This is a genomic window from Bacillus sp. bc15 (assembly GCF_900142585.1).
GTDB lineage: Bacteria > Bacillota > Bacilli > Bacillales > Bacillaceae_G > Bacillus_A > Bacillus_A cereus.
In genome coordinates, this window is record NZ_FRBJ01000012.1 from 26,999 (window position 1) to 42,233 (window position 15,235).

Sequence of the window (15,235 nt, forward strand, 5' to 3'; positions counted from 1 at the left end):
GATGGTGTTTAATCGTATATCATTGGACGAGTTACAACGTAGTGGAATATAGGTAATGAAAAAGAGATTGTAATTTGGTTTCAACCAAACTACAATCTCTTTTTTGTTTCAATTACTTCCACCAAATCCAAGTCCAAAGGTAATTTCGTACATTTCGAGGAGTAATACGAATGAAGCGCTCACCGTCAAAGAAGCAATTTAAATTTGGAAGTGTTTCATCTGGATTTTCTGGAACAAAGGTGACGATGTTTTCGTTACTTGTAACGGTTACTGTAATTGGTGGGTCGGTAGGTGAGACTTGAAGTTGTAACGAAATATTGGCCGTATTTTTAAATTCATTATTAACAGGTGGACTTATTACTTGTACTGTGAATAACACGATAATTGTTTCGTTTGGTTCCAAATTAGTAGCGACTAGGAAACCGATATTCGGATTCGCTAGTGGAGAGCGTTCACCGTTAATAAAGACAGTGCCGTTTATAAATTGTAAACCTGCTGGAATAGTATCTTGTAATGAAATATTTGAGAGTGAAATTTTGGAAGTATTCGTAATGCGCACCGTATAATCAAAATATTGATTTAAATAAGCAGAGCTGACGGAAGCATTTTTCGTGACTGTTGTAGTTATAAATTGAACTGGTATACGAACGATATTTGAATTAACAATGAAAGTAATAATTGGATCCTGTGGTGTCAATTGAAAGGCAGCGGTAACTGTTGCAGAATTTATAATTGTACTGTTTGAAGGAATAGAAGTTACGAGGACTTGAAATGTTATAGTTGCTACTGAATCTGCAGGTAAAGAGCCGATATTAATACCAGTGTCTGGACGAACATTTGGAACGGGAGTACCGTTAATTGTTACGCTGTTTTCTATAAATGTTGTACCAGCTGGAATTGTGTCTATAACAGAAGTGCTGATTGTCGGAATTGGGGAGTGATTAAATACCGCTAATGTGAATGTAATGATATCTCCTATAACGACAATAGATTTGTCAGTTGTTTTTTCAATACGAACCATCGGATCAATGACTGTCGTTGTAACGGTATTTGTTTGCTTTGTAATTGTAATAGGTGGTTTTGTTGGATCAATGATAACGGTATAGGAAACAGAAGTATCGTTATTAATTGTAGGTTGAAGAGTAGAAGAAGATATTGTCACTTGGAACGTAATAAAGACAGAGTCATTAGGAGCAAGATTTCCTAACGTAATACCATTTTCAGGATTCTCATTAGGCTGATTGATTCCGTTAATCGTAACACTACCAGCAACAAAAGTCGTATCTATTGGTACGGTGTCTATGGCAAGAAGGTTTTCAATCGTTACATTACCGCTATTCGTAATCGTAATTGTATACGTCAAAGTTTGAGCAGGTAAGGCATTCGTTACATCAACAGATTTTATGGCAATGACATTATCATTTTGGACAGTAGTTGTGACGGTATTTGTTGTAGTCGTATTTGTAACAGGTACGTTATTTGGGTTGACTATATAGTTAAAAGTAGTAATTGCGTTGTTGTTTAGTTCATTTGGTGTTGGAATAGAAGTCACAGTTACTTGGAATGAAACGATAGCATTTCCGTCAATAGTTATAGTACCAAGTGGTATGCCGCTTACTGGATTCGCTCCTGGAAGAGTTTCTCCGTTTACAATGACGCTATTTTCTATAAACGTAGTACCTTGAGGAATAATATCTTGAATGATCACATCATTTGTTGCAACATTACCGGTTTGATTTAGTGTAATCGTATATGTTAACGTATCACCAACCGTTGCAAATGCAAGGTCAACAGCTTTATTACTATTCAAATTTGCGTGATTAATTTCTGTTGCGGCAGCTGATGAAATAATAGTTTCGGTAATAGGTGGTCGATCTGGTACCGTGTATTCATATTTAATTGTACTCGTGTTAGAGATTGGATTTGTTTGTGGAATCGAAGTAACCCGTACTTGGAATAGAATAGTTGCTGTCGTATTAGGTGGAATGGTATCAATTTGTATACCGTTAAGAGGGTTGTCATTTGGCCGAGCGTTGCCGTTCACGATAACACTATTCTCTATAAAGCTCGTATTTACTGGGATGATATCTGTAGCAATAATGTTTTCTACTTGTATATTCCCATTGTTTGTAATGGAAATGGTATAAGGGATAATAGTTTGTAGGTCAGCATATTGGATAGGCGTTGTTTTTGTCGCAATTACATTAGCAGAAATAACTTCAGTGGAGGTAATATTGCTAGTCGATATTTGTTCTTCCACGTTTATTGTATAACGAGAAGTTGATTGATTTTGAACATGGCCGCTAGCAGGAAGAGTTACGACAGTAACAGAAAATGTGACTGGGATAGAAATATTAGGAGCAATCGTTCCTACAAGTATACCTGCACCTGGATTGGCGTTAAGCTGAGGAATGTTATTTACTAAAACGCTACCGTCAATAAAGGTTGTTCCATCGGGTATATTGTCTGTAAATACAACAGCAGTGGCATCCGTATTCCCTGTATTCGTTAAAGTTGTTGTATAAGTTAAAATGTCACCAATTGTTACAGAGGTCAAATCAACAGTTTTAAGTGAAACGATATCAGCATCATTAATTTGAACGAAAGTAGTATTGGAAGTAGTAGATTTTTGAATTGGTGCAAAGTCAGGATTGAAAATAAAGTCGTAGACGATGTTTGCAGTATTAGGTGTTGGATTTACAGCAGGTAAATTCGTAACGGAAACTTGGAATGTTATTGTAGCCATTTGACCTGCTGCGACATTAGGAATGGAAAAGCCGATATTCGGATCTGCTGCAGGAAGTACAGTATTGTTAACTATTACACTTCCTGGAATAAATACTGTTCCATCCGCTATAGTATCTGTAAAAAAGATGGAGTTAGTTGTAGTCGATCCATTATTTTGAATGAATACTGTATATTCAATGGTTTCATCAATGTTAGCTAATACAGTATTAGCGGATTTTGTAGCAATAAGAATAGCATCAATAAATTGTATATTTGTACTATTGGAAGAGGTTGTTTCTGAAATTGGTGGTCCGCTTGGGTCTGGTCGATACTCATAGTGAATGACGGCGATATTATTAATGTTATTTTGTGGCGGTATAGAGACTACACTTACTTGGAACGTAACAATAATCGTATTATTTGGAAGAATTATATCAAGATTGATACCGGTAATTGGATTTTCGTTAGGTCTTGGTACGCCATCTACAAGAATGCTATTTGGAACGAATGTGGTGCCAGCAGCAATTGCGTCAAGTAGGAGAGTATTTGTAATAGGTATTGTACCGGCGTTTGTAACTGCGACTGTATATGTGATGATTTGACCGATACGTGTAATGGATCTGTTAGCGGATTTAATTGCACTAACATTTGCCGTTCGCACTTCAGTATTTACTGCATTTGATAACGATCTACGCTGAATAATTGGAGAACTAGGGTCAATTTGGTATTCGTACGAAGTGTCTGAAATATTAATGACTGTATTGCCCTCTGGTATATTTGTAAGTTGTACTTGGAATGAAATAGTGACTGTTTCATTTGGTTGTATCGTGCCGAGAGTTACTCCGTTTTCAGGATTAGCGCCAGGCTGAGTTACATTATTTATTGCTAAGCTATCCTCAATGAATATAGTACCCTCTGGAATGTTATCAATGAACACGGTATTGTTAGCCGGAACGGTTCCTATATTTTGTAGTGTATTTGTGTAGGTAATAATTTGCCCGATTGATATGAAATTTACATCCGCGCTTTTAACAGAAATAATATTTGCATTTTGAAGTGATGTTGTAACAATGTTAGAATTTGCAGAGCGATTTACTGGTGGGGCTGTAGGAATACTTACATATTGGTAAGTTGCTGAAGATTGATTTGCAATTTCGGTTTCAGTAGGTGGATTATTTGTTTGCACTTGAAATAGTATCGTTTTGGAACTGTTTGCTGGAATTGTTCCAATCGGTATTCCGTTTTCAGGATTTACACCTGGCTGAAGGACACCATTAATTGTGACACTATCGGGAACGAATGTAGTCCCAGCTGGAATGAAATCTGTGAAATTAATATTTATTGCGTCAACATTACCGATATTTTTCACTTCAGAAATATAAAGTATAGTTCCACCGATATCTACAGTTGTTGGATTGGATGTTTTAGTAATTGTCAATTGTGCTTGCACGAAATTTGTAATGACGATATTACTAGTAGATGTTTCAGTAATAGGCGGTTGCCCTGGGTCTGGTTGGATTGTATATGTTGTATTGGATTGATTTGTAATCGATTCTTGCGAGAATGAATCGTTAATAAGAATTTGGAACGAAATAAGATGAGTAGCGTTTGCTGCTAGGGTAGGTAAAGTAACACCTACATTTGGATTAGCACCAAGTATAGTTGTTCCGTTAAGTGTAAAACTATTTTCTACGAATGTAGTATTTTGGGAGAGAGTATCTGAAAATATGAGATTAGTAGCTGGAATATTTCCGGTATTTTCTAGTGTTATTGTGTAAGTCAAAATATCACCTGTTGTTGCTTGTTGTGAATTGACTCCTTTTAAAGAAAGGATAGTCGCATCCGAAATTTGTGTGAAAGCAGGATTAGACGTAATTGTTCGAGAGATGATAGGGGCAGTTGGATCGGCGATAAAAGTATAGTCAATACGGGCTGTATTAGAAATTGGGTTCACGCTTGGAATAGATTGAACGATAACTTGGAATGTTACAGTGACGTTTTCTGACGGTGCGATGGAGTTTAATGGTATTCCTACGTTAGGATTGGCACCTGGAACGGAAATACTATTAATAGTTACGCTATTCGGAATAAATGCAGTTCCTTCTGGGACCAAATCTGTTAAAGTAACTGTATTTGCAGTAGTATTTCCGTTGTGTTGAACGACTACTGTGTAAGTGATTGTACCGTCAGTAGATTGTACGAGAGAATCTGTACTTTTAATTACGGATAACGATGCATCAACAACAGCTGTATTAACCGTATTAGACGAGGATGTTGCTGTAACAGGAGGTTGATTTGGATCGACAATATAGGTGTAACTTGTAAGTGCTTGATTTATAATCGCTCCTTGCGGTGGAATAGAACTTGCAAGAAATTGGAACGTAATAGTAGCGGAATCACCTGGTGCGATAATACCAACTGGAATACCGAGAGTTGGACTTGCATCTGGAAGTGAAATCCCGTTGAGCGTAACACTATTTGGAACAAATAATGCTCCTTCAGGAACTCCGTTAATGAGTAATACAGAGTTTGCAGGGAAGTTTCCAGTATTCGTTAATGTTGCTGTATACGTAATTATATCCCCGATAGATACAATTGAACGATTTGCTTGTAAAACAGTTGTAACAGTCGCGTTATTAATTTGTGTTGAAGCGCTATTAGAATTTATTGTGCCTGTAACAGGAGGAGAGGTCGGATCAACGATGAATGCGTATTGAATAGATGCTACGTTTGTAATCGGATTTGAAGGTGGAGTTGATGTAACTATGACTTGGAAAGTAACGGTTAAGGAACTACCTGCGCTAACTGTTCCGACATTAACTCCATTATTTGGATTTGCGCCTGGAATGGTACTTCCATTTACAGCAAAACTATTTTCAACAAAGGTCGTACCTGCTGGAACCATGTCTGAGAAATTTACATTCGTTGCATTTGTATTGCCGCTATTTTGAATCAAAACTGTATAAGTGATCGTATCTCCAATATTTGCAAAGGCTGTATTAGCAGTTTTTACAGCTGAAAGTATTGCTGAATTAATAGAGGTAACGAAGACGTTCGTTTCCACATTGCCAGGTTGAGCCTGTAATGCATTGCCTACGTTATATTGGAAGTTAACAAATCCTAAGTTTTGGAGTTCAGGTGTGAACGTTGTTGGATTACTTACGATTTGTACTTGGAATATGATTGTAACAGTTTGATTTGGATTGATTGTATTTATCCCAACACCGTCAATGATAGAAGCCGATGGTAATGGAGTGCCATCAACAATAACTGATCCTGCAACAAATTGTGTCCACGATGGTAAAGGGTCTGAGAATATAGCGTTGTTAGCAGGAATATTGCCTGTGTTCGTAATAGTCGTTGTATACGTAATTGTATCACCAATCGTTGCAAAAGTTTTATCTCCTATTTTAATAGTATTTAAAATAGCACTTTCAATTTTTGTTGTAACGTTGTTAGAAATAATATTTTTTGAAACTGGAGGATTAGCTGGATTAACGATATGTTGAAAGCTAACGCTAGCTTGATTAGTAATTGGATTTATAGGCGGAATTCCATTGGCGATAATGTGAAATGCTACGATGACAGATTCGTTTGGCGCGATATCACCGATTGGAACGCCTGTAATGATATCTGCATTTGGGATGCTAGTTCCGTTGAGTGTAAAGCTATTCGGTTCAAAGGAAGTTCCGTCTGGAATAAGGTCGGTAAAAATAACATTCGTTGCACTCACATTTCCGCTATTTGTAATTGTAACGGTGTAGGTAATATCCTGCCCGATATCTACCGTAGATACATTTGAATTTTTTTGTGCAGTAAGGATAGCGCTATTAATTTGTGTTGTCGTTGTATTAGATTGATTGGAAATTGTAATAGGTGGTTGGCTAGGATCAACGACATAATGATATGCGGTAGAAGCAGAGTTAGAAATGGGATTAAGTGTTGGAAGCGTAATAACAGTTGCTTGGAATGTAACGATTGCCGTATTACCACCATTAATGGAACCAATATTTACACCAGTTGATAAATCGGCGTTTGGAATGGTTTGCCCATTAACTGTGAAACTATTTGGAACGAAACTTAAATTGCTATCAAGAATATCGATAATAGTTACATCAGTTGCGGTCACATTCCCGGTATTAGGAAGGTTAAGTGTAAATGTTATTGTATTACCAACATCCGCAAAAGTAAGATTTGCTGTTTTGGTGCTAATAATAGTTGCGTTATTTATTTGAAGAAGTGTAGTGTTGGAAGTAGCTGCACTTGAAATGGGAGGGTTAACAGGATCAACAGTAAACTCATACGTCGTTGCTGCTGTATTTGGTGCAGGATTAATAGGTGGGATGCTGTTCACTGTAACTTGAAAGACGATACTATATATTTCATTTGGTGGAAGTGTTGCAAGTAATATGCCTGTATTTGGATTCGCATTCGGTTGTAAAACGCCATCGACCGTTAATGTGTTAGGAACAAATGTGAGTCCACTTGGTAATGCATCTGTGAATACTATATTAGTTGCATCGGTATTGCCTATATTGGTAATAGAAGTAGTATAAAAAGCAGTTTGCCCGATATCAGCAAAGGATACACTTTCATTTTTCGTCATAGATAATATTGCTTCTTTAATTTGTGTTGAAACAGGATTACTAATTGAAGTTTCTGCATCAGGTGGTGAGACTAATTGGTACGATGTTGATGAGAAATTTACAATTGGGTTTTGGGTTGGTAATGACGTCACATTTACTTGGAATGAAACAGTTACTGTAGCCCCAGCTGTTATCGGCCCAATATTTACACCGTTTGTTGGATCTGCACCACTTTGAGGAATTCCATTAATAGAAAATGAATTTGTAATAAATGTCGTTCCGCTCGACATAGCATCTGTGAAAATAACATTTTGTGCGGAGGAATTTCCATTGTTTGTTAAAGTGACAGTATAAGTGAGTGTATCTCCGATGTGGCTAAAAGCTTTATCAACTTGTTTCGATGAAAGAATGGTAGCAGTATTAATTGTAGTAAACGTTGTGTTTGAAGTAACATTTCTTGAAACAATCGGTGCATTTGGATCAGCGATAAATGTGTAAGAAGCAGTAGCGGAATTGGCAATAGGATTTTGAACAGGGGTAGAAGTAGCGGTCACTTGAAATGCTATAGATATTGAGCTGTTAGGGGCAATTGATCCAATCGTTATGCCTGTATTAGGATTCAATCCAATTTGTGTGATTCCATTTATTGTAACGCTGTCAGTAATAAATGTTGTACCATCTGGTATAAGATCAGTGAAAGTAATATTCGTTGCATTTGTATTGCCGTTATTCGTTAAAATTGTCGTATAGGTAATGGTATCGCCTAGTGTTACAAGCGTTTGATCGACCGATTTTATCATCGTTATCATAGCATCTAATACTGGGTTTGTGACAATATTCGTTGAAGTAGAAGTAGTAGCAGGAGTTCCGTTTGGATCAACAGTATAAGAATATAAAATTGTATCGTTACCCATAATTGAACTTGAAGGAGGAACAGAAATAACATTTACTTGGAAGGTAACAGTTACTGTTTCACCAGGCGCGATATTTGGTATATTTACTCCGAGTGCTGGCTGTGCACCAAGCTGTTGGATGCCATTTATTGTGACGGAATCTGGTATAAAAGTAGTACTAGCTGGAATTGCACTTGTAAAAGTTATATTTGTAGCTGGTGTATTTCCTGTATTTGTAATAGTTGTTGTATACGTAAGTGTATCCCCGACGGAAATAATAGATTTATCCACACTTTTTTGGGTTGTTAATATCGCACTGTTAATAGTTGTCGAAACCGTATTAGATACATTCGTTTGTGATACGGCAGGTTGGCTAGGGTCGACCACATGTGAAAATTGTACAGAACTAGAATTAGAAATTGGATTTATACTTGGAATGTTTGTAACAAGTACGTTGAGGGTAATAACGGCCGTTCCATTTGGGTTTATATTTCCAATCTGAATCCCGTTAGCTGGATTTCCGATTTGCTGTGTACCAGAATCGTTTGTAAGAGTGCCAGATATGAATGTCGTTCCGTCAGGTAAAATATCTGTGAAAATTATATTTTGTGAAGTGACATTTCCAGGGTTATTTAATGTAATCGTATAAGAAATTGTATCGCCAATTGTCGCGAAAGTTTTATCTACAGATTTGATTGCCACAATTTCCCCAGAATTTATTTGTGTCGAAACGGGATTAGATGTCGTATTTCTTGAAACGAGTGGTAAATTAGGTCCTGTCATAAATTGATAATCAATGGAAGCTCCGTTTACAACTGGTGAGTTTGGCCCCCCAGGTCCAATTGTGAAAATTGGATTTGGAATGCTAACTACTTGCACACGGAAGGTAACGTTTGTAAAATCTCCTGCAATAATATCCCCAATTGGTATCCCATTCGCGGGATTTACCCCAGGTAATAAAACCCCGCCTACTCGAACGCTATCCTCTATAAACACTGTATTATTTGGAATTGGATCTGTAAAAATGATATTCGTAGCAGTAGTGTTTCCTATATTATCCAATAAAACAGTGTACGTTAAAAATGAATTTCCAGGTGCTACGTCAGAAAATAGTCGATCTACACTTTTCGTTGCTTGAATAATTGCTTCATTTATTTGAACTAACACTGGATTACTAGTAGCGGTTTCTGTCACAGGCGGCTGGGTAGGATCAACAATGATCGAGTATGTCGTGCTAGATTGGTTCAACGTTGGGTTTGTAGCTGGTATTGAGCCAACGATTGCTTGAAAGCTAATTGTTGTCGTTTTTCCAACTGGAATTGAGTCTAAAGAGATCCCGCTATCTGGTCTAAATCCAAGTTGTGGGATGGTATTAATTTGTACGCTATCAGGAACGAATGAAAGTTCAGGTGGTAATATATCGATAAAAACAGGTGTGTTTGCGGTAGTATTTCCGCTATTGGTGAGGGTAGTTGTATACGTAATTGTATCTCCAACAGCAGCAAAAGCACTGCTTGCAGTTTTTGTTGCGATAACAGAAGCAGTATTTACTTGTGTAAAAGTTTTATTAGATTTAACTGTTCGTGAAACTGGCGGTTCATTTATATCTACAATAAAGCTATATTGAAGCGATGATTTGTTCGGGATGGGATTCGGGTTTGGAAGTGTTGTAATGTTTACTTGAAAACTGAGTGTAGCAGATGCATTTGAATTCAAGTTACCAATATTGATACCGTTTTGTGGATTTGCATTAGGAATAGTTGTTCCATTTACCGTAAAACTATTTGGAATAAACGTTGTACCATTTGGAATTACATCTGTAAAAATGACATTGTTTGCGGTAGTATTACCGGAATTAGTAATGGTAGAAGTGAAAGTAAGTGTATCTCCAATAGTAGCGAATGTTGAATTGACAGTTTTATTTATAGAAAGAGTAGCATCAATAATTGGAGTAACCGTCGTATTCGTAATTGTACTACCAACAGCAGGAGATTGGTTTGGATTCACGGTATATTCATAATTTACAAGAGCATTATTTGTTAATGTGCCACTAGGTGGTATCGCTAAAATTTGTGCTTGAAAAGTAATGAATACAGTATCTCCTGGCGAAATATCTGCCAAGTGAACACCAAGTGATGGATCTAATCCTGGTTGTGGAACATTATTGATAGTTACGGAGTTTTGGATAAATGAAGCTCCTGCGCCAAGCCCATCTGTTAAAACAGTTGCACTAGCAGGGATATTACCTGTATTTGTTACTGCAATCGTATAGGTAACAATATCACCAATTGCAGCTGTCGGTGTATTCACAGACTTCGTAGCGACAATAGTAGCGTTATTAATTTGAGTTGTTATTACGTTACTTAACGTATTGGCGGATGTTGGAGGTAAGTTAGGATCTACGACATACTGGTACGTTGTATTGCTTTGGTTCGGGATTGGATTTGGATTCGGGATAGAATTTACTTGTACTTGGAATGAGATGATTGTATTTGCATTCGGATTTATTGGGTCGATTGCAATTCCGCTTGCTGGATTGACATTAGGCAGTGTATTCCCGTTTACAGTAACACTATTAGGAATGAACGATGTCCCGTTTGGAATTACATCTGTAAATATTACATTTGATGCAAGTGTGTTCCCGTTATTCGTTAAAGTAGTCGTGTACGTAATAATATCATTTACGTTAGCAAACTGTTTATCTGCCGATTTAGTAGCAGCAATTGAGGCGTTATTAATAGTTGTCTGTACAGTGTTAGAAGCAACCATCTGCATTACAGCTGGTTTGGATGGATCATACGTATATTGGAATGTTGTGCCTGATTGATTTGTAATTGGGTTTACAGCAGGGATAGTTGGTACAAAAACTTGGAATGCAACGGTGCGTGATGAATTCGCTCCTATCGTACCAATTGAAATGCCGTTAGCAGGATTTGCATTAGCTATAGGGACATTATTAATCGTTACAGTATTAGGAATGAAGAGGGTACCCGTTGGAATAATATCTGTAAATGTTACATTAGCAGCAGGGATATTCCCGTTATTCGTTAAAATAGTCGCATATAGTATGACATCACCAATATCAGCGAAGTTTGTACTCGTTAGTTTTGTAGCAACAATATTAGCAGTATTAATTTGTGTAGTTACTATATTGCTAGCAGTGTTTCTAACAAGAGCAGGTAAGTTTGGATTAGCGATAAAGCTATATTGAAGTGAAGCGCTGTTTTGAATTGGGTTTGGTGAAGGTAGCCCATTTGCACTTATTTGAAACACAATCGTTGTAAAACCACCCGAAGGAATGGAGCCCACTTGAAGACCGGCACTAGGGTCTGCACCTAGTTGTAAAGCACCACCTATAAAAATACTATTTGGAACGATAGTGGTGCCATTAGGGATTATATCGGTAACAATAACATTATTTGCTGTAGTATTGCCAAGATTAGCTAAAGAAATTGTATATGTGATTGGTTGCCCGACGTCGGCGATAGTTAAATCTACTTCTTTGACAATAACGACATTTGCTAAATTAATTTGTGTACTTACAGTGTTACTTACAGATGTTTCTATAGTTGGTGGATCGCCCGGATTTAAAATAAAGCTATACTGTGTACTAGATGAATTTAATGTTGGATTTTGTGTTGGTAAAGAGGTGACGGTTACTTGATAAGAGACGGTAAGTGAACCGTTAGCAGCAATGGAAGGTAGCGGAACACCTATATTTGGATCTGCGTTATTTTGAAGTACACCATTAATAAGAAAAGTGTTTGGAATAAAGGTAGTACCGTCTGGATTCGTATCTACGAAAGTAGGGCTATCAGCAGAAACACTTCCTGCATTCGTCAAAGTAACAGTATAAGTTAATATATCCCCTACGGTAGCGAACTCTCGATCCACTGTTTTGGCTGAAATGACATTTGCATCGTTTACTTGAGTAAATGTAGTGGTTGAAGTAGTGTTCTTACTTACAGGTGAAGTGTTTGGATCAACGATAAAGTTATAGGAGATGGAAGCGCTATTTGAAATAGGGTTTGGATTTGGAATGCTAGTTATTACTACTTGGAATGAAGCTGTAATTGTAGTATTAGCATTGATGCTACCAATATTGATGCTAGCTGGTGTAACGCCTGGCTGAGTAACACTGTTAACTATAACGCTGTTTGGGACAAAGGCGGTTCCATTCGCAATTGAATCAGATAGTAATACATTGTTCGCTGCAACATTTCCATCGTTAGTAAGAGCAAAGGTGTAAGTTAATACATCGCCAACTTCCGCAAACGTTTTATCTACAGATTTATTAACGTGGAGATTTGCTAGTCTAATTGTTGATGTAACAGAATTAGAATTTGCTGTTTTTGAAGTCGGTGGCAAACTTGGATTTACAGTGTAAATATAAGAGGCGAAAGCATTATTAATAATAGGGTTTTGGGCAGTAATGTTAATGACTGTTACTTGAAAGGATAAGGTAAAAGTAGCTCCACCAGGAATTGTGCCGATAGGTAAAGCAACGAGAGAATCTACATTCTGCAAAACTCCGTTTAGTGTTACAGTACCAAGAGTCAATATCGTTCCGTTTGGAAGTGGATCTGTTAGTTGAACGTTATTAGCGGTTGCATTTCCACTGTTTGTAATAAGGATTGTATAACTTATCGTTTCGCCAATTGTGGCAAATTGTTTGTTAGTTGATTTTGTTAATGTTAAATTCGCATTGTTAATTTGAGTGGAAACGAGATTAGAAGAAATGTTTTTTGTAACGGGAGATTGGCTAGGGTTGACGGTATATTGATAAGAAGCGCTTGATCCGTTAGATACGACATTTGACGCGGGTATTGTGTTTACTACTACTTGAAATGCAACAGTTTTTATTGTGCCGCTTGGGATGGATCCAATGTTCACACCGCTAGCGGGATTTGCGCCCACTTGTGTCGTGCCATCTATTGTTAAACTGTTTAGAACGAAAGTTGTTCCAGTAGGAATGACATCCGTAAAAATAACATTGTTCGCATTTGTATTACCTGTACCTGTAAAGGAAACGGTGTACGTTAGTGTATCACCAATATCTGCAAAATTTTTATCTACTGCTTTTGCCATTGTTACAGTAGCGTTATTCACTTGAGTAGATACGATATTGGTCGTATCAGTCCCACTTACTGCAGGTTGATTTGGTACAGGAATGTATTGATATGTTGTTGTACCACTATTTAATATTGGATTTGTTTGGGGGATAGAAGGAACAAATACTTGAAATGAAATAGTAGTAGTAGTAGAATTTGCAGCAATTGATCCAATTGATATACCATTAGCGGGATTTGCGCCAGCTTGAGTAACTCCGTTCACAGTTACACTTCCTGGAATGAAAGTAGTCCCGCTAGGAATCGGATCCGTATATATAACATTTGTTGCAGCAATATTTCCTATATTAGCTAGGGCAATACTGTAAGTTAATGTTTCACCAATATCTGTGAAAAGTTTGTTAACTGATTTTGTTCCATTAATATCTGCCAGGTTAATTTGTGTTCCAGCAGAGTTGCTTGTTGCAAGACCGTTAAAGGTTGTTCCTCCAGCGATAGGTGTATATTGAAATGTAATATTAGCAGTGTTAGAGATAGGATTTTGACTTGGAAGAGAAACGACAGTAGCTTGGAAAGTTACTGTGCGAGAAGTACCATTATTAATTGTTCCAAGAGATATACCAGCTGCAGGATTTGCATTTGTTTGTGGTACGTTATCTACTGTTACAGTGCCGGGTATAAAAGAAGTACCGTTAGGGAGGCTATCTATAAAAATAGCGTTATTGGCAGGAAGAAGCCCGGTGTTAGGGATAGTAACTGTATAAGTGAGAATATCTCCAATTGCAGCAACACTTTTATTTACGCTTTTCGTTGCTTGTATATTTGGGGAGTTTATATTAATTTGTAAGCCGACTGTATTTAACATATATGCATCTCCGTTAGTAGTTAAACGGATTGCGGCGGATACTTGTGAGTTTGTTAAATAAGGAGAAATATCAATAGAAGTAATATCCCAGCCCTGTCTTCCAGCGGAGATGTTTGTACCTGTAGAAGCACTTTGATTTCGCGTTCCAAATGTCCCAGTTGTATCTAAGTTTCCTGCAGCATTATTAACTTGAGAACCGAAGAAATTATTTACAGCATTATTTGGCCCAGATAAAGCATTTAATGAACTGAAATTTGGTCCAAATAATGCTTGATCCCCTATTAAATCTGCATCTCCTTCAATAGAACTTAAAAATAACCTCCCGCTTACAGGTCCTCCTGAAGGTGTTAAAAATCCAGAAACAGCTACATCTGCACTACCGGTATCAGCAGAAACACGGTTACCCGCTACATAAATGGTTAAGTTTCTTGCTGGCAATGTCCCGTTTTGATAAGCGACGATAAGCGTCCATCCAGCCGAATTAATTGTTCCATTAGAAGCATCTATAGGATCTACAAGTCCAGGAACCGCGCCTGTAGTATAGGAACCAGAACCTCCCGCTTGAATAAGGGTTGTTACGTCTGCTGAACGAGTGTAAAAGCCAAATGTAATAGAGTTTGAAACAAATGTTTGATTTGAAGCCGTAACAGCTGAAGGGGTAATCGAGTATGTTGAAATAGGTGTTGTAAAAGAAACTGGATTTCCTAATACACTCGTAATGTTTTGATCACGAGATAAATAGTTGCCACCCCAAACGAGTTCTGCGTAAAGAATAGTACTACCAGCAGGGATATTTAAAATAGCGGTAGAACTATTTTGTGTATAGTTTAACGTTGTACCAGCAGGAAAAGTAGGTACTTGTAAAGCAGTATTCGTAGTTGCGAATGCACCAATTGCCCCGATTGTACCAGCACGGTTTTGATTACTAATTTTGCTTAAGCCTAAAGTATTTCCAGTAATAGCGAGTGCGCCGTTAGTGGTGGTAGAAAATCGATTCGTAATGGGCATGTTGTCACCTCATTTACAATATAGTCTTGGTCAAAATAACATATGTATGTGACAAATGAATGGAAACATGTACAAGTTGATTTAGTA

1 protein-coding gene is annotated in these 15,235 nt (G+C 37.4%); it reads right to left on the reverse strand.

The window, feature by feature from the left end; genetic code table 11:
• Positions 1 to 112: 112 nt before the first annotated feature.
• On the reverse strand, positions 113 to 15,148 hold the full coding sequence (locus BUA87_RS25910; protein ID WP_072941262.1) for a DUF7507 domain-containing protein: 15,036 nt from the start codon (positions 15,146 to 15,148) through the stop codon (positions 113 to 115).
• Between the last annotated feature and the right edge of the window lie 87 nt (positions 15,149 to 15,235).